At 48.3% G+C, this 19426-nt stretch carries 18 protein-coding genes; 6 read left to right on the top strand and 12 right to left on the bottom strand.

Going from position 1 to position 19426, the window contains the following annotated elements; translation table 11 throughout:
• Nucleotides 1–370: 370 nt before the first annotated feature.
• The 5 genes from FRIGORI9N_RS04090 to FRIGORI9N_RS04070 all read left to right on the top strand — a co-directional run bounded on the left by FRIGORI9N_RS04090 (nucleotide 371) and on the right by FRIGORI9N_RS04070 (nucleotide 4040).
• Nucleotides 371–766, top strand: coding sequence for a group I intron-associated PD-(D/E)XK endonuclease (locus FRIGORI9N_RS04090; protein ID WP_146106720.1), 396 nt, complete (start codon nucleotides 371–373; stop codon nucleotides 764–766).
• Between the two features lie 435 nt (nucleotides 767–1201).
• Complete coding sequence (locus FRIGORI9N_RS04085) at nucleotides 1202–1429, top strand: hypothetical protein (protein WP_008248771.1); 228 nt, start codon at nucleotides 1202–1204, stop codon at nucleotides 1427–1429.
• A complete protein-coding gene (locus tag FRIGORI9N_RS04080; RefSeq protein WP_159568599.1) occupies nucleotides 1422–2687 on the top strand; it encodes a tyrosine-type recombinase/integrase in 1266 nt (421 codons plus the stop codon). Before FRIGORI9N_RS04085 ends, FRIGORI9N_RS04080 begins: the two co-directional genes overlap by 8 nt.
• Complete coding sequence (locus FRIGORI9N_RS04075) at nucleotides 2680–3510, top strand: hypothetical protein (protein ID WP_159568598.1); 831 nt, start codon at nucleotides 2680–2682, stop codon at nucleotides 3508–3510. The genes FRIGORI9N_RS04080 and FRIGORI9N_RS04075 overlap by 8 nt, the downstream gene beginning before the upstream one ends.
• Nucleotides 3511–3698: 188 nt before the next feature.
• Nucleotides 3699–4040: a hypothetical protein gene (locus FRIGORI9N_RS04070; protein ID WP_159568597.1), complete on the top strand. Its 342-nt coding sequence runs from the start codon at nucleotides 3699–3701 to the stop codon at nucleotides 4038–4040.
• Nucleotides 4041–4046: 6 nt separating this feature from the next.
• On the opposite strand, the gene FRIGORI9N_RS04065 is transcribed toward FRIGORI9N_RS04070, so the two are convergent.
• From FRIGORI9N_RS04065 to FRIGORI9N_RS04055, 3 genes are read right to left on the bottom strand one after another with little or no spacing between them, the layout of a single operon-like run.
• Nucleotides 4047–4844 (bottom strand): hypothetical protein, encoded by a 798-nt coding sequence (locus FRIGORI9N_RS04065; protein WP_159568596.1) that lies wholly within the window; start codon nucleotides 4842–4844, stop codon nucleotides 4047–4049.
• Nucleotides 4841–7540, bottom strand: coding sequence for a site-specific integrase (locus FRIGORI9N_RS04060; protein WP_159568595.1), 2700 nt, complete (start codon nucleotides 7538–7540; stop codon nucleotides 4841–4843). Before FRIGORI9N_RS04060 ends, FRIGORI9N_RS04065 begins: the two co-directional genes overlap by 4 nt.
• An 8-nt stretch (nucleotides 7541–7548) precedes the next feature.
• Nucleotides 7549–9495: a hypothetical protein gene (locus tag FRIGORI9N_RS04055; protein ID WP_159568594.1), complete on the bottom strand. Its 1947-nt coding sequence runs from the start codon at nucleotides 9493–9495 to the stop codon at nucleotides 7549–7551.
• Nucleotides 9496–9755: 260 nt separating this feature from the next.
• On the opposite strand from FRIGORI9N_RS04055, the gene FRIGORI9N_RS04050 reads away from it, so the two are divergent.
• Nucleotides 9756–10034 (top strand): hypothetical protein, encoded by a 279-nt coding sequence (locus FRIGORI9N_RS04050; RefSeq protein ID WP_159568593.1) that lies wholly within the window; start codon nucleotides 9756–9758, stop codon nucleotides 10032–10034.
• A gap of 1134 nt (nucleotides 10035–11168) precedes the next feature.
• Here the strand turns inward: FRIGORI9N_RS04050 and FRIGORI9N_RS04040 are convergent.
• The 9 genes from FRIGORI9N_RS04040 to FRIGORI9N_RS04000 all read right to left on the bottom strand — a co-directional run bounded on the left by FRIGORI9N_RS04040 (nucleotide 11169) and on the right by FRIGORI9N_RS04000 (nucleotide 19205).
• Nucleotides 11169–11603, bottom strand: a complete 435-nt coding sequence (locus FRIGORI9N_RS04040) for a group 1 truncated hemoglobin (protein ID WP_371717147.1) — start codon at nucleotides 11601–11603, stop codon at nucleotides 11169–11171.
• Nucleotides 11604–11617: 14 nt separating this feature from the next.
• Nucleotides 11618–12535 (bottom strand): DUF3034 family protein, encoded by a 918-nt coding sequence (locus tag FRIGORI9N_RS04035; protein ID WP_236550797.1) that lies wholly within the window; start codon nucleotides 12533–12535, stop codon nucleotides 11618–11620.
• Nucleotides 12536–12595: 60 nt separating this feature from the next.
• Nucleotides 12596–13159 carry a phosphoribosyl-AMP cyclohydrolase gene (locus FRIGORI9N_RS04030; protein ID WP_236550796.1) on the bottom strand — a complete coding sequence of 188 codons (564 nt, stop codon included), beginning with the start codon at nucleotides 13157–13159 and terminating at the stop codon, nucleotides 12596–12598.
• A 134-nt stretch (nucleotides 13160–13293) separates the two neighbouring features.
• The gene (locus FRIGORI9N_RS04025; protein ID WP_159568588.1) at nucleotides 13294–14019 is read right to left on the bottom strand and encodes a response regulator transcription factor; all 726 of its coding nucleotides are present in this window, start codon (nucleotides 14017–14019) and stop codon (nucleotides 13294–13296) included.
• Nucleotides 14016–15647: a HAMP domain-containing sensor histidine kinase gene (locus tag FRIGORI9N_RS04020; protein WP_159568587.1), complete on the bottom strand. Its 1632-nt coding sequence runs from the start codon at nucleotides 15645–15647 to the stop codon at nucleotides 14016–14018. Before FRIGORI9N_RS04020 ends, FRIGORI9N_RS04025 begins: the two co-directional genes overlap by 4 nt.
• An 88-nt stretch (nucleotides 15648–15735) precedes the next feature.
• Nucleotides 15736–16845 (bottom strand): OprO/OprP family phosphate-selective porin, encoded by a 1110-nt coding sequence (locus FRIGORI9N_RS04015; RefSeq protein WP_236550795.1) that lies wholly within the window; start codon nucleotides 16843–16845, stop codon nucleotides 15736–15738.
• A gap of 224 nt (nucleotides 16846–17069) precedes the next feature.
• Nucleotides 17070–17381, bottom strand: a complete 312-nt coding sequence (locus FRIGORI9N_RS04010) for a hypothetical protein (protein ID WP_008248853.1) — start codon at nucleotides 17379–17381, stop codon at nucleotides 17070–17072.
• Nucleotides 17382–17594: 213 nt separating this feature from the next.
• Nucleotides 17595–17960 carry a hypothetical protein gene (locus FRIGORI9N_RS04005; protein ID WP_008248855.1) on the bottom strand — a complete coding sequence of 122 codons (366 nt, stop codon included), beginning with the start codon at nucleotides 17958–17960 and terminating at the stop codon, nucleotides 17595–17597.
• A 267-nt stretch (nucleotides 17961–18227) separates the two neighbouring features.
• Entirely contained in the window at nucleotides 18228–19205 is a 978-nt protein-coding gene (locus tag FRIGORI9N_RS04000; RefSeq protein ID WP_159568586.1) for a TerC family protein, read from the bottom strand.
• Nucleotides 19206–19426 lie beyond the last annotated feature (221 nt).

Genomic DNA, 19426 nt, shown 5'->3' with positions numbered 1-19426 from the left:
GCGATTTATCTCGACGGTTGTGACCTTGCTCAAGGTCAGATTTAGGTCGGACAGTTCATATTCCACGTAGGACGGCACCGTAGAAGAGACATACAAATCCCCTTGCAAGCGATACTTGAGAGGCTGAATTGAGTTACTTGCGTGACATACCCCCTCTTGCTGGGGGTTTCGTTGGGATGGTTTGTCCAGTAATATTTGGGTTAATTGCGGTTTTTTCAAACCTGATCCCAAGCCTTTGTTGAAGTGATTCTTGTTGGAACACTTCGTAGACGAAAGTCATGGTTGGCGTGTGTACTTTTAAGGCGCATTGCAATTGCTTTTTGGTGGACCTTTTTTGGGTCTGAATCATGCAATTTCAGTGAGCTTTTAAATGCCTAAACTCCACATCTTGCCCCCTGAAGGCACTCTGCAGTATCAGCGTAATGTTTCCTTTGAAGATCAAGTCGGTTCTTGGCTGTTGAAAAGCGGTTGGCAGGTCTTTTATCCAAAATCGGATCATGGTCACAAGACTGATTTGGTGGTTTCGAACGGCCCTAACTTTTACCGCATTCAAGTCAAAACATTGGTGAAGCCTGATTGCAACCAGGTGGTGCAAAACAAATGGCAAGGATCTTTAGTGGACTATGTCATTTACTTTGTTCATGACAAGGGTTTTGGGTATGTGGTGCGGGCTTTTGAGAACTCACAGATGGTTTTGAGTCGAACCAGTCATGTTCGGTTTAATGCGAGTGACGTTGACTTCTGCCGGGCGTTTCAGAAGATCTGATGGGACTGGGCTCTTGTTGAGCGTAGTTGGGTTGTCTGAGGGTTTAAGGAATGTTGAGCTACCCGGATGGGCTGGGCTTTCGCACCACGCGAATAGCCTTAGCCCTTTACGCCGGTCTCGCTCCATTCGGGCGTCAATCCCTTGTCCCGAGTGCAAGGGGACAACACCCAGCGGTAATGTCCAATGTCCTGCTTTGCAGGGTTTGTAATGAATGACTTTGGACGGCGCAATCCAACGCTGAAATAGCCCCGTCCCCCCCTTTGTCAAAAGTTGTGTGTTCGTTTAGAACTCAGGAGTTTCTTTTTCTATCAACACGTTAGAAACCTGCAAAAAGTTAAAAATTTCTTCGATTTTGGCACTTGCGCGAATGAAGACTTTTGCTAACTTGAATTTACCCCGCTGATCTTTTGCGGGATTTTTCAAGAGAGGAAAAGTATGAGTACAGAGTATCTAACCACCGCCGAACTCGCCGGGCGGCTCAAATACGACGAGCGAACCATCCGTGAAAAACTCATGGATTCTGTGTTGCTGGAAGGCGTGCATTATCTGCGTCCGTTTGGGCGTCGCAAGATTCTTTTCATCTGGCAAGCCATTGAAGAGGATTTGAGCAAGGGCACAAAATTCTCCGTGCCCATGGCCAACGGAGGTGTTCTCCATGGCTAGTATTCGCACCCGGAAGCAGACCGGAAAACTGTACTTGGACTTTTACTTTGATGGTGCGCGTTACAGGGAGCAAACCGCCCTGCCCGACACACCAGAGAACCGCACCAAGCTCGGTAAGCTTGCAGACAAACTTGAGCGTGAAATTGCCAGAGGTAAATTTAACTACGCCGAGTTCTTTGGTAAACCCGCCAAGGAGCCCCGTGTAAAGGCCTCTGATGCGTATCCGCGAGCTTGTAGTCATCAGCCTGGCACTGGCGTGCAAGCGGCCCGTCAGGCGAACGCAGCTGCGGCGCAGACGCCCACCTTCGTGGAGTTCTTGGAAATTTGGCGAAATGAAAACTTCGTGCAGTTTCGAAAGAGCTACCAAAGAACCGTGGATGACATCTTCAAGGCTCACCTGGTGCCCAAGTTTGGGAATACGAGGGTCGGAGACATTCGACGGGAAGACCTTTTAACCTTTCGCTCAGTCCTCGCCAAAGCACCGGGGCGTAAAGGTTTAACGATGTCTCCCAAGCGCGTGAACGCGATCATGGCTCTGATGAGTCAGATCATGAGTGAAGCCTCCGACCGGTATCACTTTACCAATCCCTACCAAAACATCAAGTCACTTCGCTTGCGCAAACCCGATGTGGAGCCTTTTACTCTGCAAGAGGTGAACTTGATTCTGAACACGGTTCGTGAAGACATGCGCAATTACTACATTGTGCGTTTTTTCACGGGCATGCGGACGGGCGAAATTGATGGGCTGAAATGGAAGTACGTTGATTTAGAACGTCGCCAAATTCTGATCCGCTCCACCATTGTGGCGGGTATTGAGGAAGAAGACGGCAAGACCTACGACTCCATTCGGGACATTGAAATCTCAGAAGTCGTGTGCCAAGCCTTGAAACGCCAACGGCTTGTGACGTTCCGTAAGAGTGAGTACGTCTTTTGCAACAGCGTGGGTCAACCTTTGGACCACAACAACGTGACCAAGCGGGTTTGGTATCCCCTACTTCGCCACCTTGGGCTTGCACGCAGACGTCCGTACGTGACCCGCCACACTGCGGCCACCCTGTGGCTGGCTGCAGGAGAAAACCCCCTTTGGATTGCCAGACAGCTGGGGCACAGCTCAACTGAAATGCTCTACAAAGTCTACGGTCGGTTCGTTCCCAACCTGACACGCCTTGATGGCTCGGCTTTTGATCGACTGCTGGCCACTAACACCAACATTGGTGAACTGGGCAACGCTTTGCAACTGGAGGCGAAAAATGGGTAAGTCCAGCTTTTTTGGTGAAACAACCACCGCAGTGCAAGGGATTGTCACGGGATCATGGGTAAGTGAGTTTGAACACGATGGCCAAGTTAGCTATTGCTTGCAAACTGAAATCTACGATTCTTGGCACGTTCATTATTTTCATGTGTACACCTTGGTACCCGCAAAAAGGATAGAAGTGGGACGATTTGTTCTGATTCACCCTTTGGGCAAGAAACGGCACGTTGGTCAAGTGTGCGACACCGAGGCGATTTTCAATGAAACCCACTTCGGTATCGAACACAATCCTTTCGATTTCTTACCGGCGAGGACCAAGGAGCAGCAAAAGGCAAAGGGAGTGTTGGTCTGGTCCTACTCCCATATTCCAGCAGAGTTGAAAGAGGTCGTCACACGGGTCATTCATTTAAGACCGGATCTTTTTGTATCCTCTCTCGCGAATGCGGGCTTGCTTCAGTTAATCAGCGAAACCAGTGAAAAACACTCGAAACGGGTGCCTTCTCGGGTGGGGTCAGAAGATGACGAGATTTCAGTGGAATGGCGGTTAATCCACTGCGCACCAATCGCGGCCTTTTTGCATACGTTTTGCAAAGCCAACCGAAACTTTTGCACTGGGTGGCCTGAAGGTGTTCGAGTTTCATTTTCGGGGTTTTTAGAATTTAGCAACCTTAGGCCTGACGACGAGAGATTGTTAAAGGGCGCGCAAGAGCTGTTGTTGTCGATTGGTCAAATCCTCGAGGCGCATGGTTTTCAGAAGGTTCCAGACTTCATTCGGACCAATGAAAAGTACTTTCTCATGGCCGCCCTTGACCGACGCAGTGAATACTGATCACAAAAGCGCTAGCAGTGCTAGATGTTCCACACGGGAAACACATTTCCTGTGTGGATTTTTTTTTCTGGAAGCGGAATTGGAGATAAGTTAGAAAACCTCTGATTGTGGGGCTCGGTAATTTTCTGATGGACGATGGAAAGCAGATCGCATAATATAAATACTGTTTTTATATACAGTTTTTAATTATGCTCTTTAACCTCACTCTGCTTCGCGAACGCGGCAAACGCTTGGAATCACCCCCGGTAATTCATGATGATGGGGTGATTAAAAGCAACCACGACGGCAAATTCATGTCTTTGAGCGTGAATTCTTACTACGGCGGGGTGAGTCGAGCACCAGGCCTTTATGAAGCAAAATTGATGAAATTCAATGCTGATGAAATCGTGTTTCTCGGCTTCGAGACGGTCGAGGGCCGAGCCTATGTGCAGGAATGGAAGTTAACACCATCGAAGGTGTCCTCAACATGGCATGTCGTGAGAAATGAGGAGGTGCAGACGCATCACACCCAGCGATTGATGGATGCGTAGACTGTTTCATTCATCAATTAGCTGCTCGATTGCTGCACTGTCCACCTTTAGCTTTCCATTGCGTTCTTTGAGGGTAACCCTACAAACAAATTGAGCAGGCTGCCCACTGCGCAGCAGCTTTTCGAATCGATCGAGGTAATTATTATCATCGTCGAAAAGGTATGTTGGCCGAAACGTCAACTTAAATCCACGTTGATTCACTCTTACTGGATTCGTTTTGTTCCAGCGCACCGACTCAAGGACAACACATTGACGACCTTTGAATCTTACTGTCGCCCGAAAACTAAGCCGATGTTCTGTATCAGGACCTTTTTGCCCATTAAGATTCACGCCGTGGTTGTTTGCCAAGGAATTCTTCGTATAGCGTGAATCAAGCAAGGCGCGTAGGATGGAAAGCGCTTGATACTCTTGAGGCGATAAGGATTTAAGCGGCTTGAGTTGCTGGGCCTGCAGCAGCGTTTCAAGCATCATTGGAAGCCTTGCGAATTCTTCAAGACAGCTTTTTAAAATTGCCTCGAATTTTACGGCGCGATCGGCGTCGAATGGCAACTGAAGTTGCCGCGAGGAAATGAGGACAGGTTGGTAAAAGACCTCCTCCCGATGCGTACTAGGATTTAATCGATATTCCAAGGCACCAGAAATTGTAAGCTCGGGTATCAGCGCAAAAACAGGTGACAGCACAGCACGGACTTTTCGATGAATTTCCTCAAAATCACGACCATGTAATTCCTGAATAAACTTGCTTACCTTCAATGGCCAAAGCCAATCCAGCGGAATCGCAATTTTTTCAATCGAGCGCTTCATAACTTCCCCCTCTGGTGAATATCCCAAACAACTACCTGACAAAAAAGAGCCGCCTGCACGCAAACACCAATTGCCGCCCTGTTACCGGGTCTTGCTTCTCTTGCAGTTGAACCCCTAGCCAGCGCTTTGTTTTCGCTGTTGAACGTTTTTGACGTTGATCGCAAATCTGGTTTGAAGACATGTAGTCTCACCTGCTTTCTTGCACTGCCTTTGCAGTAACTAATTCGTGGCGCGCGGAGATAGATGTATTTGAATAGATTGATTAGCTGTTCACTGTCACTTTGATTGGCAAGTACTCCCACCTCAAAACTACATTGGTCGGGTTCTACCCCTGAAGCCTTCAGAAAAGCGATGAGCTTCTTGAAACGTGGATCATTTGGCGGAACAACAAGGTTTCGTGACGTAAATATTTCACGCAGATAAAAATAGTCTTCTTGCCTGTTGAAAGCACTAGAAGCCAGCGCAAGTAACATAGCTTCAGTCGTGCGACGAAAACCATGACTGAACGCTTTTTGCAACTGCGAGAAGAAACGCAGAACATCTGGTTCAAATACATCCACCGATTCAAATCGACCGTACTGCCCAAGGACCCAATAAATCTGATTCCAAGTTTTGTTATCAATCCCGAACTGCTGCATGAGTCGTGCCGGAGCAATCCCATCGACGTGTGTAAGGGCACACGCAATCTTAAAAACATCCACAGGTTTCAAATCCGCTGCAGTTTTGCTCGCTGGCCAGATTTCGTCAAAACTTGGAAATTGAATTAAGGATTGATCAAAAGGCGGTGAAATTTCTTTCGCGTTGTTCCCGTAAATCAGCCTCGCATGAGATTGACCGGTGGATAGGCCTCGGGAATTTCCGCGTCGAACTGTTGATTTATAAGTGTTGATGCTTGCGGCACTCAACCATACCCGGAAGTCCCACGATGGCAGGTATTCGCGCGGGATCGATCCCCATAGAATGCGCGCAGCAATGGCGATTAAATGATCCACGCAATGTGTGTACGTTGACCAGGATGTGCAATAACTCAAATGACCTAGATCTGCCGCGATCGCAAAAACTGGATTGGAATGTCGTAGATATCGTGAATGACCGCTAAAAAGTTGCCAAAACTCAGAGGTCGCTTTTGAGTGCGAGAGCCAATGAAAACGCGCCGCTGGTTCATGAGTTACTTGCTTGAGGATTCCGTTTAGGGTGGAGAGGAACGTTGATCTGCGATACACATCTTCAGTTTCATAATTTCCCCATAAAGATGCTTTGGACTCTGCTCGATCAATACTGATTCGATACGTCAAGAACTGCTCAAGTAGCCGTGCTCGATCTAAGGGAATACGTACGGTGCGCTGGCCAGCTTCGGATTTACTGTGTCGGATATTCACCAACAATGATTGCTCGAGCTCGGATATCTGAAAATCCCGAATCTCGAGTCGCAATAATTCACCGATACGCAGTCTCACCAATGTCGCCAAAACAAAGGCTACAGAACAATTCACGGAAAGGGTTCGATCAGGAATAGTTCGAGCTTGCTGAATTGCTTTAAGAATCTCGCTTGGCCATATGACTTCAGCCTCAATCATCCCCTTGTAGCCTTTCATGTAGGCAATGTCCGTTTCGATCAGGTAAACATCCGCCAAATATCGTTTGAATACATCCATCCCAGCATTAAGCTGTGGAGCTGATGAGCCAGCTACGTCCGAAATAGTTGGAAGCTCAGACTCTTTTAAGTATTGAGTTACAAAGTCAAAGACAGACAACTGTGGATTCACACCCTCCAACAAATGACGAAAAACAAGTCGCGCGTACTGTTCGATAGTGCTCGGTTTGAGTATTGACTTGTGCCTTGAACCATAAACGATCAAATAACGAACCCAGTCGAGATACATATAGCCAACGGTATCCGGATCCACAAGTCGAATAACATCGGTATCGATTTGAATCAGAATTGAGTTCTTAGACGCAAAACCCCTTGTAACGTCCCTAAGCCGATCTTGCATCTGGTGGGCAAACCACCAATCAGAATTCTCGACCTGACGGCTTCGTTCTCCTAAAGCTGGGTAATCATTGATTTCATCTACATCGGCTTGAAATGTATGTTCAAGACCGTTAGCCCTTTTAAACACTCGTTCTTCTAACGATTCGTATTCCAAGAACCCGGCAACTGACGCGAACACCACGGGGGGTAAGTACTGCTTTGTTACAAGCGCAAACCCACCTACAAAACTTTCAGTGCGCTCCTCACCCCAGAACCATTTATCAATCTGGGTCAGTGTTTTCTCGACACCAAGTTCATTAACGCCAAGATCATCGTAGTACTTGGTGATCAGACGACTTGTGGCAGCACTTATTAAAACGTTCATCACTGATCCGTCTTCGAGCACCACAGACACGTGGCCTTCAACAGCGAATTTATCCACGGAATTTGCCGCGATCGTATGGACCACTGCTTCAAGTAGATCAAGCCGCAGAACCAGGTCATTGACGACTAGGCTTACTAGTAATCGCTCAGGAACATTTAGGACCTGAAGTTCCTTTGTCTGAAGGCGTTTCCATCTATCAATAAACATTTTCCCAACGAATGCCTTATGGGGTCTGATGCTAACAATCAGGTCGCGTAGGACATTTGTAGATGCGTAGAAATAGTCATCAACTAAGGTCGTCCTACGATCCCCCTTACTGAATTTAATCAAGCGACTCATCGCAAGCCTCAACCTCGAAGACCCGACAATGGGAGTATGTTTAGCTGCCTTAATAAGTCTTCGGTGCCACGAACTACACCTGCTGCGGATTGTTCGGGGGAAAGGTCAACTCCCATGTTATTGCTGGATTGAAAGATCGATCCGTGTCGCGAAAGTCGATTGATCTCCACCCTTTTTAGGTTGCAAAGATGAGACTGAACCAAGTGGCGACCGAAATTCGGTGGCAAATCAAAGCCACATTGCTTAAGCGCATCAGAAATATGTGTTGATCCCAACTGGCTGAGACCATTTCGGGTTATACGAAACAACAGCGGCTCAGAAGAGCCTACCTCTAGAATTTTTGTAATGTTGTTAGGTATCTTCTCAGAGCATTCCTGTTCTCGAGCTTTCCCGCGAAGTTGCACAAGATGTTCGATATAAAGATCCAGCTGGGTTTTTACAATTTCACCAAACGGGACCTCGACGAATTCGGTCACCTGATGGCTGTCTTTGTCATTAAAGACCACGAAATCGGTCCCAATTGAGCAACGCTTGAGTGGATAACTTTGCGCGGGACGCAGCGCCAATGCTATTGAAAAAATAAATGCAGTCGCAATCGCGAATGCGTTGTGAAACGTCGCAAGCTCAAACCACTTTGCTTTCTTGGTGGGTCTTAGCGCTTCGACTTGTGTTGTTAAGGCAACCCAGGCTTGGGCTACGTTCACTTTTTTAACTTGGGCAAGCGAACCAAATCCTCGGGTGGAGTCGACCTCAATGGATACCGTTGGTATCCCAAACGACGCGAATACCGACGAGAACAATGTTGCCGCATCCCTCTGTTTTACTTTTCTGTAATAAGCAGGTCCACGCGACAACAAGCGTGGATCGCTAAATGCAAAAGCAGCCAGCACATCATCACCACACCTATGTGCAGCTTCAATGGACAATCGATTGCGCAGATCAGTAATTTCTGGGTGCTCGCGGATAATTTCACTTTCCGAAACCCCAATCAATTCACCAAGATTCTTTGCGTCAGGATTCTGTGCTAAAGCAAGTTCAAGTGGATTTTTCAGCACTTGAGCAATCGGCTTTGCCAAGTACCATTCGTCAGCTTTTTGGTTTGAGTCAGCATTCACGCGCGCATTGGGCATGAATAACGATCGATTCGTATAGATGATTGACTCTCGAACCGATAGCCAGTGAAAAGCACCGGGCTCGGGCCAACACGGTAAAGCCACCGTGAGACTGGGTGGGCAATTGATATGCAGCGACATAAGCTCACAAATAGATGGACCATCGCCCTGCCTGGCACGTTCCTGAACTTGCGCGCTGACTTCAATTAATGTCTCTTGCGAAAAGCGCGCGTGGGTGAGTAGCACTCTTCTTTTTTGCAGGTCGTGCTCGTCATGCATACGCATTTGATAAGCCTGCAAGCGATCGAGCGGTGATCGCACCGAACCTTCAACTAAAAGTTCCAATATCTTTGCAGATTGGGACGTGGCTCTTTTTAAGGCATTTTCAACCTGGAAATCACCACTAAACGAAAGATCTTCGAGGGGGTCTCGTTTTATATATTTGCTTAGAATCTGAATCAGCGTTTTAGGGTGATAGTCCCCAAGGTACATCGCTGTTAACACCAGCGCGAGATCTAACTTCTGAGAATCATTTACCCGGCCATACGCCATTAAGCATGACAACGGCCCTTGCCCTGGAACAAGTTTGACTCCTAATTCCTTCGACGGAAGGCACTCCAGACGATGCTTGATTCTAGCGAGAACAAAGCTCGCCTCAACCAGCTTTGGAAAATCTAAGCGTTTGCTCGCCACTAGCTCGAAAGCATCAATCAGGTTGTGGACTGCACGGTCAAGATCTGCCGCGCAATGTGCCAAACCAAACACTTTGATGAACCTCGAGAGGTCATGATCAGCGATGATTTGTTCGATCGATTCGTCTGTGAAGACTTTTGAATTTTCCATTTGCATTCCCCATTGCCCGAAGGTCGTTATAGGGAATGTTTTCACAGATTTTAAAATCGTGTTTTGGTTGAAAGTGCCTTTTTTTGGCACTTTCAGCGATCAATTAGTTTTGGTGATGCGTCACATGGAAATTTCTAACATGGAAGATATCCGAGATCAGCAAGGCGATTCAACAAATAACTGCTACATCATCTGTTAGCTGAGCTAGTAACTTTGCAGTTATCCCGACTGTTATTTCGGCTGCTACTTTAGCTGTGACCTTGCCTGTTGCCTTAGCTATTACCTTGGCGGATACCTCGCCAGATACATCGGTTGATACCCTGCCTGATACCTTGCCTGATACCTTGCCTGATACCTTGCCTGATACCTTGCCTGATACCTTGCCTGATACCTTGCCTGATACCTTGCCTGATACCTTGCCTGATACCTTGCCTGATACCTTGCCTGATACCTTGCCTGATACCTTGCCCGATACCTTGCCTGATACCTTGCCTGACACCTCGCCTGATACCTTACCTGATACCTTGACTAATACCTAGTCTAATACTTCGGCTTGCATTGGATTAGTCTGTCTTTAATTTACAAACTAGAGCCTCATTTTGAATCGGCTTCAAAGACTTCCGGGCTGAAGGCGGGTAGTCCACTAAGACGTTCTTCGTATGAATACATGGACTACCTCCTAAAGTAGTCCAAGATTTTGTCCGCATCCCCATGTCCAAGAACAGCTGGGCGATTCAACATAATCGATTGAACGAAGGCGCGTTTCTCAAAGACATTGCTGCTGAGCTTGGTGTGTCAGCCAAGACCGTCAGCCGTGCTGTGAAACGTAAGCCCCCAGCAAACCCATCTTGACTTGGATTTAGACATTCCGTTTCGGATTGCTTAAACTGCGGGCATGTTTATTCCTGTCCAAGTCGACCATGCAATGCTTTATTAAAAGTGCACCGCTGAGATTCAGAAGGTTTTGAAACTGTCCAAGGCATCTCTGGTCGAGGCTGAACCCAACTGGCGCATGGTCGCCTTGCAGTTTTTTCCTGTTCTGAAAAAAAGTTGTACTGCCCTAAGGCGTACTTCGTGTGAATACATGGACTACCTCCTAAAGTAGTCCAGTATTTTGTCCGCATCCCCTCGACGAAGCTCAGTGGGTCAAAATACAACCGGCGTTGACAAGTACTTTGGCGGTATACCGGCACAAGTGTTGGTGGACAACCAGGAAGCGGCCGTGATTGAACATCCGCGTGAAGGGGAAGGTCGCTCCTGACAGGCCTTTGAATTGGTAGTCAATTGAATCAAACCATCCTCAAGCCCATGGTCTTTTCGCAAACGGGTCAATGCCGATTTGTCGCTCAGACGATGGGTTGGAATCACGGTTAAAAAAGAGCTTGATGCAAAAAACTCACCGAGATAGGAATAAGTATCGGTGTTCCTCTTTTCGTGTTTCACAACTGCAATCCAATTATGCGAGCAATGATTTTCAACAAATCATCGAAATTGAAAACAATAGTTACTGGGTGAGCATTTAGATACTCACCCAGCAACCACCCTCGAATCACCGCTATGAACTTCCACAAGATTTGTTTTCGTTACTCGACTTAGATGTATCAACTTCCTTGAGCAATCGAGCCGATACGGCGTACGCAAAGTTTCTGTCCACCACGGTCTGCTGGCGAAGTTTACCTGACGGTAATCACATCCCTGTGCATGGGCGCCAACATGCTCAACACCTCAAGCTGCACATCAAATGGCACGCTGTACGCGTTCATACTGGTTTGTAGCACCTCCACCAGTGCATTGAAATGCGCTTTGGTAATGACCATGCCTTCATGTGCGGTTTTCATGTCGGCACCCACATACTTGCATGGGCCACCCGTGGCTTCACACACCTGGTCGGTCAACTGCGAAGCCAAGCGATCGGCGTTGGTGGCAGCAAACTGATCGCCAATGCGCGGGTCTGCTTTCAGGCGAACCACAAAGTCGTCCATCACCATGCGGATACTTTCCTTGCCACCCAGTTGTTCATAAAGTGACTTCTCGGAACTGGCGTGGGCAGCCATGGGCAAACACATTGCAAAGGCAATCGCTGCGGCAAAAGATCGAATCGATTTCATCATCATGGTCTCCTTCAGAATGCCAGTTGGGCGGACAGGTAAAAGCCGGTTTGGCTACGGCCATCGGTGGTGGCGGGCACAATTCGACCCAGGTCCACATAGGCTGCAGTCAAAGAAAGGTTCTTGGTCGGTGCCCAAGCCACAAACAGGTCCATCCAATCGTCTGCGCGCAGACCATTGTTCAGTCCTGCATTGCGGCCAGCCGCTTCCAGGTTGTTGGGCATCACTCGATATTCCGCACCAATGGCCAGGTTGTGGCTCAGCAGTTTCGCCACGGAAATTTCCGGCATCAGTTCATAACTGTCATCAGTGTTTGAACCGAAACCCAACAAGCCATTCTGGTTGGCCTTGGTAGCACGCAATGTACCGTTAAGCAACACGCCTTGTTTCAAAAACAGCTTGGTCGCAGTCACATAAAAGTCGGTACCACTGTCATCGGCCCCCAATGAAGTGAGCGTTGGCTCCAAGGCGGCTGCATCAAGGGTTTTGTGTTGCAGGCCGACTGCAACTTGCGGGTACCAAGTGTCGCTGTCCAGCACACCATCACCGAACACCCGCAACTTCACGCCGACGATTTGTTGTTTCAAATCCAGGCCTGCACCGGTAAGGGCTGTTCCCGTGATACCCGTGTCAAGCACCTGCTCACCCAGAGAAAACTCCACCCGCTCGTTCCAGCCCACTGTGGCGCCGTAAGTGGTGAGCGAATAATCCTGTGTTTCAACCTGGGTCAGGTTTGCTGCAAAACCGAGTTCATTTTCTGTGGCCTGCGTGCCAATGAATGCCCACGGCGTAATACCGCCACCGCCCGCACCTTCCACGGTACTTACACCGCCGGTTAACACCAGCTTGCCCGTGCTTGCCCAAACCGGGGCACAAAAAACTGCAGTGCTCAGCACCGCTGCCTTAATCCATTTTGATTGTTGTTCGTTCATCACAAATGCCTCCATGAGAACAGGATAAATGGCCGACGTTGGAGTCGGCCACCTGGATAGTTAGTTGGTGTATGGCAGGGAAGAGTGATGCAGCACAATCTTCACGTTACCGGCGCTGTCTTTCACATAGCCCCAGGTTTTGTCGACTGTGGTCACCTTGCCATTCTTGTCAGTGAAGCTGACATTGCCCATGGTCAAGGCTGTGTTGCCATTCAAGTGAATGACAGAATTTTTGGATTCAACACTTCTCCAGCCCTTCAATGCAAAACCGGAATCATTGGGGAATTTTTTGTTGCCGCCCACGTAATAAGACAAAGCGCCTTCTTCAGTGCTGCGGATGTTTTGGGGGATAGCGGCCAATGTGGGCTTGAACAGCACAGGTCCCATGTCGTAAGCATATGTTTTGTCCAATGCTGCTTTTGTGGTTTTCTTGGCCTTGTCCAAGCCACCTGCCTCAAAGTCTTTGGAAATTTGTACAACAGCCTCGCCCCATACCTTCTGGGCTTTCAGTACCTCTGCCTCGGTAATGTTGCTACTCACCACAGCCGTATTTGCGAAAGCGGCACCGCTGAATACCAAGCCGGCAGATACCAAGGTGGCGCGAACTAAACTGGAATTTTTCATCTTATGCTCCTTCAGATTGAGATTCGAAAAACAAACATTGCTTTTCATGAACATCATTCTGGAAGATCAAGATGAACCGGAACTTTGCAGCCCAATGAATCAAACTGGCACCAAACATTAACGCCAGATGAACACTACTGTGAATCGCTGGTCTGTATCGACTCTAGGCGATAACCAAGCCCGCGCTGAGTGTGGATCAACGGTGGCAGACCGTCAAAATCAATCTTTGCGCGCAGGCGGCGAATATAAACATCCACCACATTGGTCAGCGGGTCCTCGTTCACCCCCCACACGTTTGAAAGAATTCGCTCACGGCTAAACAGGCGGCCTGGGGCGCTCATCAGCAACTCGACCAAAGCAAGCTCTTTCGCAGTCAACTGAATTTCACGACCCGCACGCGACAAACGCATTTTTTCAAGATCAAGATTCAGGTCGGCAACTTCTAAGTTTTTTCTCGCCTGCTTTGGCGCTGTATTACCCACCCGGCGACCCAGGGCCTCCAGGCGTGCAAGAATTTCATCGAATGCAAATGGCTTACCCAGGTAATCGTCGGCACCCATGCGCAGGCCCGCCACCCTGTCTTCGACTGAATTCAATGCAGTCAACATCAACACAGGCAAAGCGAAACCCTCTGCCCGCAGGGTTTGGCAGACATCAAGCCCTGAACCATCAGGCAGCATCACATCCAGAATTACCACTGCACTTTCAAAATTTTCACGCACTTCCTTTTGCAAGGCCTTGGCCATTGACAGACCCGTGTTGGCATTGTGAGCCACCTGGGGTCGATAACCCTCCGCCTTCAATCCACGTTCCAGAAAACTGGACACGCGTGCGTCATCCTCAACAATCAACACTTTCATACTGCATCCTCAATGACTGAATCGAATGCCGGCAAATTAATGGTGACCCGGCATCCTTTATTTTCTTCGCTGCTTATCTCGATGGTGCCGTGGTGTGCCCGCACAATTGCTGCGGCAAGTGGCAAGCCCAAACCGCTGCCGTCGGGCCTGATCAGCTTCGCCATGGTGCCACGGTAGTGGCGCTCAAATACTCGACTCAACTCATTCTCAGGAATACCTGGGCCATTGTCTTCAATCGTTACCTCACATCGGCGCATGTTCTCAGCGTCCTCCACTGATGCGGTACTGATCCGTATAACCGCCTTGGCGCCGCTGTATTGAATCGCATTGTCCAAAACAATATTTAACACCTGCTTCAAACGCTGCGCATCACCCAGAACCAAGCTATCACTCTGAATTTGCGCTTCCACAGCACAGCCCTTTTGGCTGATTTGTGGCCGGAAATAGGCAATTGATTCGTGGCATAAAGTTGAAATATCCACTGCCCGTCGGTCCAATACAAGCGCATCTATATCGCTTCGCGCCAAGGTCAGCATGTCGTCCACAATGTAGTTGAGTTGTTGCGTGTATTGAACAATCCGCTCGAGAGTTTCCTTACACTCGGCATTGCTATTTCCGCCATGGCGCAAACTGATTTCGGCCTCACCGCGAATTGCAGTGGTGGGTGTTTTTAATTCGTGGCTAATGTCCGCAAACATCTGCCGACGGCGAAGCTCAATTTTTTCCAGTCGGTGCAAGGCCTCCTGTAATTCGTTGGTTCGCTCGCTCACCTGCAGCTCTAGCTGCTCCCGCGCCTGTTGGTCATTGGCTCGCAAACGTGCTATTTCCCGCGCCATGTCATTCATACTGCAGCCCACCTGCGAGAACTCATCCCGACCAAAGGCTGGTATGCGATAACTTAAATTCCCCGCTTGCAAGGCTTCAGCGCCCTTGATCAAACGCTCAACTGGTTTACTCAAAGACCTCACAAAATAAAACGCAAGCAACACCATAAACAGGGCAAGCCCGATGGTGGCAATCACAACCACATTGGTCATGAAGTTCAGCGATACATCCGCCGCCGCCCTGTCTCGTGCGGTGATCAGGCGTTCACGGGCAATGCTCTGGGTTAAGGCAACCCGCAAATCCTGACCATCCGACACATCAAAAATCTGATCGAGTTTCTGGCGTTTCTGTTGTGGAGTTACCGCCTCGAATTTCCATTCAGAAGCGGTCATCACCGATCCCAATTGGTCCACACCTTTTCGTAATATCACCAGACTTTGCCGGCGCTCCTCGTGCTCGGGCATTAACTCCTGATCGCCCCGAGTCAAACCCTTCGAGGTTTCTGCAAGTCGATCCAGGGTATCGAGCGCACGGATCATGTTGTAGTAATACACTTGGCTTTGCTGGGGGTCAGACTCCAGCCCCGTCATTTCACTGGTCAGCTGGGTTCGTAGCAACTGCTTGTTTGAAAGCAGGTCCATATAGCCCACCAACAATTCGTTGGCGACTCGGCCTTTTTGAACATTCTGGCTGGCTGTAACCATGACAAAGTAGCCGATTACCCCTTGGGCAACCGCCACCAGTGCCAAAGCCACAAAGGCCAGCAGAATACGGGTTTTGAACATCACCATTCCCTTGGGCATCAAATCAACATCCAAATGCTAGGGATTATCGGTGATAAACACCAGATTTTTTGGATTGTTAATCTGGCGTTCATCTTTTCGAAATCACTTAGTAAGTGAACTGAAGGCGCATGCGCAGCTCATTGCCGCTGTCGCTATTAGTGTTGCTTTCAGCATCCATATAGCTTACGCCGACCTTGACCGAGTCATTCATGTAGTAGTTCAAGCCCAGAGAGGTTTGCTGCGCATCAATAAAGCCCAAGCCAACGTCATTGAAACGACCATCGCCCTCTTCAAAGCGGGTAGTCACTTCCCAAGTGCCGCCCGGTACGGCTTTGACCCGCTTGAAAACGCCATCGCTGTAGGGGCGAGTTCCACCGCCGTTCAGGATGTACCCAAGCTGCGCGTAATAACCGTTGAAGTTCTGTGGGCCTACATCGGAATCGAAATACTCGGCCTGTGCATGGAATGGACCAAAGGCTCCAGCCATTTCCACGTTCATCGTGTCGGTTTCATCCACTGGGTCGGTGGCACCCACAGTTTGATAGCCAGCGCCAAAGTGCAGCACGCTGCTTTTGGTCATGATCGGTGCGAACGTAACACGCCCTGCCAGGGCCTGTTCCTGAAAATCATTGGTGCCGTTACCATCCGCCTCGAACAAACCCACACCATAAGTGAATCGCTTGTCCATGCCACGTCCGCTGAGCTTCACACCGGAGGATCGCTCAAGCGCATAGCGTTCGATCATGGCAGAGCGCTCAAGCAAAGAAATGTCATTTGAACTGGTCAAAACATCCATACCAAAAGGCACACGCTGCTTGCCAATGGTCAAATTGGCCATGTCGCCAAATCCTTTGTACCTAAGGTACAAATCCTCAACACTACCGCCACTTGTTCCAGATTCGGCGATATTGAATTCCGCTTTCATTTCAAAATCATTCACATGAGCGCGCAGTGCGATTCGCGCACGGCGGGCATCAAAATCTTCCAGTGTTTCGTTGCCATTGGCGGCCGTGTCGGTCTCATCTTGCGTGTAATCGTAGTGCAGTCGCCCACCAATCTGGAAACCTGCGCTTTTGTCTTCAGTCTCAAGTTTCAATCCACCTTTGGTGGAAAGAATAATGTCCTGGCCATCTGTGCGCACCTGGCCAGCTTGTGCGTTCGTCGAAATTGCGCCAAGCATTAACAAAGCCAATACGGAACAAGAACTGGTTTTCATGGGGTACTCCTTGGATTTTATGTGGAGCCCCATTGTTGTCGGTCAAGATGAACAGTCACTGAACGTTGAATGAAGTCCTTCATCAACTGAAATGAACACAAAATGAACGAATTTTGACGAGAAATGTGTGTGTAATATAAATCATTTTTACGAAAAAAAAGGCCTGATTTTCAGGCCTTTGTTCTGGGCTATCGACAACCCACTTTGAACAAATCAGTTTGTGATTACTTGATCTTTTCCCAGGGATTCAGGCTGGTTCCATCACCGAACTCCACATACCTGTAACCCTCCATTTTACGTATTACAGCAGCACGGGTTAGCGTGGAACTTGGCTTGTAGCTGGGTGCCACTGTGCCATCCAAGGAGTTCGCAATATTGCTGCTGTCGGTTTTGGAAAGCACTTCAGCGCGAGTCAAGGTCGATGGCGAAGAGTCCATACGAACATGGTTGGTACCGTCTCCCATAAACAGGTCGCTGGCGGCCAGGGCATTGCCGCTAAATCCAAGTACAAGTGAAAGGGCGATAATCTTTTTCATGGTTTTCTCCTACAAGATTTTTAAGAAATACTGCATCTCTTTGCAATACATGTAGTTTGCAGTTCATGCCTTAACCTAGAGTCAGAAGTTTTATGAACAAATCAATGCCGAATTATGAACATTTGATGAATAAAAAAAGGCCCGATTGCTCGGGCCTGAAATCGGACTTTTTACAGCCCAGGGGGTGAGATGAAGAAAGCGAAAACCGACAGATCAGTTGGTTTTGGATGTTGGCATATTGCTGTCATCCTGCGCCAGGTTGCTGTTGTCGTCTCGCGTCTTCACCCAAGGAGTCGGGTTGGTCGCGTCACCAAAATCTGCGTACTCAAAACCTTCCATCTTGCGAATTACATCCGAGCGGCTCAACATCGGGTTGGGGGCGAAGTTGGGCGAAACAGATGCATCAAGCGCGTTGGCCACATTGGCACTGTCAGTTTTGGAAACCACTTCAGCGCGGGTCAGGCTGGACTGCTTGGATTCCTTCACAACGTGATAAGTGCCGTCGCCATAAAACAAATCGCTGGCCATTGCGGCGCTGCTGAAGCCAAGGGCAAGTGAAAGTGCAACAATCTTTTTCATGGTATTTCTCCTGTGGGGTTTCTCGGTCAAGTGCAGCAACGTGTCTGCATGGAAATCAGTTTGACCGCCACGCCTTAACCTAAACTGTGTTGTTTCATGAATAACCAGGAGCGTTTTTATGAACAAAGGATGAACAGCTCAATTTGCTACATCTGAAGTTTGTGGGCACGCCGTAGATTATGGCGGCAATCTGTCTTAACCAATAACAGACAGATTGCCCCTTGAACACCTAAATCAACTTTTCGAAGGGGCCCGCAAGAAGTTCTATTAATCGGCAGCGGTGGAACTTCCTCGAGTCTTCCACAGGGAGAACAAGACCCCCCCAGCGATTAGTCCAAGAGTGACACTCAAGGAAAACTCAGGTGGGACTTTACCAACGATATTTACCAAAAATATCTTTCCGCCAATAAAGACCAACACTAGCGCCAAGGCGTACTTCAGATACCTAAATCGATGAATCAGAGCAGCCAGTGCAAAATAGAGTGCACGTAACCCAAGAATGGCAAAGATATTACTTGTGTAGACAATAAAGGGGTCTGTGGTGATAGCAAAGATCGCAGGCACTGAATCTACTGCAAAAATCAGATCAACGAATTCAATTAACAGTAAAGCCAGGAATAAAGGGGTGTAGACGCGCTGCAACTTTCCGGTACTCTCGCTTCTTTCATGCACCCAAAATGCGTTGCCTTTAAGTTCTTTGGTCAAAGGAAGACGTTTACGTAAAAACTTCAGCAGGGGATTGTTTTCTAGATCTGGCGTGGACTCCCCTGCAAACAGCATTTTGATACCCGTGAGCACCAAGAATACACCAAACAAATACAGCACCCAACTAAACTCAGTAACTAAGGCCGCCCCCAAAGCGATCATAATTGCTCTCAAAACAATCACACCTAAAATTCCCCAAAAAAGGACTCGATGCTGATAGACCCTCGGTATACTGAAATAGGTGAAGATCATCGCAATTACGAAAACATTGTCCATAGACAACGACTTCTCAATGGCGAAACCGGTAAAGTAAGCCATCCCACTTTCACTGCCCAGATACCACCAAACCCAGGCCCCGAAAAGACAAGCCATGCCAATGTAGCCAGCAGATAAAAACAGACTTTCTTTAACTTCGATTTCACGACTATCTTTGTGCAAAACGCCAAGATCAAAGGCCAACAAAGCAATCACTATTGAGACAAAAACCAACCATATCCAGGTTGGAGTTCCCATGAAAGGGGTGAGCAGAATTTCGTACATCGGAAAGCCTTCCAAATTTGATCGATTGATTATTTATTGCCCAACGAAAGATATTTTCGTCAAACACTTGAGAGTATTTTTTTCACACAACTAGGAAGTGTGGTCACACATATATCTATCACTCAGAAAACGACTCCAGACTGCGAAGTGTCAACTCAAATATTGTGGAGCAGGCAAAGCACCTAACATCCCTGACCACGAAGCTTTGTTAGTTTCTCATT

This window comes from Limnobacter sp. 130 (genome assembly GCF_902506325.1).
Lineage (GTDB): Bacteria > Pseudomonadota > Gammaproteobacteria > Burkholderiales > Burkholderiaceae_B > Limnobacter.
This window is presented reverse-complemented; position numbering and strand designations above follow the sequence as displayed.

What these genes read in the sequence shown, in the direction of transcription:
- FRIGORI9N_RS04090 (WP_146106720.1), top strand. Translation starts at nt 371, where the DNA reads ATGCCTAAACTCCACATCTTGCCCCCTGAAGGCACTCTGCAGTATCAG.
- FRIGORI9N_RS04085 (WP_008248771.1), top strand. Translation starts at nt 1,202, where the DNA reads ATGAGTACAGAGTATCTAACCACCGCCGAACTCGCCGGGCGGCTCAAA.
- FRIGORI9N_RS04080 (WP_159568599.1), top strand. Translation starts at nt 1,422, where the DNA reads ATGGCTAGTATTCGCACCCGGAAGCAGACCGGAAAACTGTACTTGGAC.
- FRIGORI9N_RS04075 (WP_159568598.1), top strand. Translation starts at nt 2,680, where the DNA reads ATGGGTAAGTCCAGCTTTTTTGGTGAAACAACCACCGCAGTGCAAGGG.
- FRIGORI9N_RS04070 (WP_159568597.1), top strand. Translation starts at nt 3,699, where the DNA reads ATGCTCTTTAACCTCACTCTGCTTCGCGAACGCGGCAAACGCTTGGAA.
- FRIGORI9N_RS04065 (WP_159568596.1), bottom strand. Translation starts at nt 4,844, where the DNA reads ATGAAGCGCTCGATTGAAAAAATTGCGATTCCGCTGGATTGGCTTTGG.
- FRIGORI9N_RS04060 (WP_159568595.1), bottom strand. Translation starts at nt 7,540, where the DNA reads ATGAGTCGCTTGATTAAATTCAGTAAGGGGGATCGTAGGACGACCTTA.
- FRIGORI9N_RS04055 (WP_159568594.1), bottom strand. Translation starts at nt 9,495, where the DNA reads ATGGAAAATTCAAAAGTCTTCACAGACGAATCGATCGAACAAATCATC.
- FRIGORI9N_RS04040 (WP_371717147.1), bottom strand. Translation starts at nt 11,603, where the DNA reads ATGAAATCGATTCGATCTTTTGCCGCAGCGATTGCCTTTGCAATGTGT.
- FRIGORI9N_RS04035 (WP_236550797.1), bottom strand. Translation starts at nt 12,535, where the DNA reads ATGAACGAACAACAATCAAAATGGATTAAGGCAGCGGTGCTGAGCACT.
- FRIGORI9N_RS04030 (WP_236550796.1), bottom strand. Translation starts at nt 13,159, where the DNA reads ATGAAAAATTCCAGTTTAGTTCGCGCCACCTTGGTATCTGCCGGCTTG.
- FRIGORI9N_RS04025 (WP_159568588.1), bottom strand. Translation starts at nt 14,019, where the DNA reads ATGAAAGTGTTGATTGTTGAGGATGACGCACGCGTGTCCAGTTTTCTG.
- FRIGORI9N_RS04020 (WP_159568587.1), bottom strand. Translation starts at nt 15,647, where the DNA reads ATGCCCAAGGGAATGGTGATGTTCAAAACCCGTATTCTGCTGGCCTTT.
- FRIGORI9N_RS04015 (WP_236550795.1), bottom strand. Translation starts at nt 16,845, where the DNA reads ATGAAAACCAGTTCTTGTTCCGTATTGGCTTTGTTAATGCTTGGCGCA.
- FRIGORI9N_RS04010 (WP_008248853.1), bottom strand. Translation starts at nt 17,381, where the DNA reads ATGAAAAAGATTATCGCCCTTTCACTTGTACTTGGATTTAGCGGCAAT.
- FRIGORI9N_RS04005 (WP_008248855.1), bottom strand. Translation starts at nt 17,960, where the DNA reads ATGAAAAAGATTGTTGCACTTTCACTTGCCCTTGGCTTCAGCAGCGCC.
- FRIGORI9N_RS04000 (WP_159568586.1), bottom strand. Translation starts at nt 19,205, where the DNA reads ATGTACGAAATTCTGCTCACCCCTTTCATGGGAACTCCAACCTGGATA.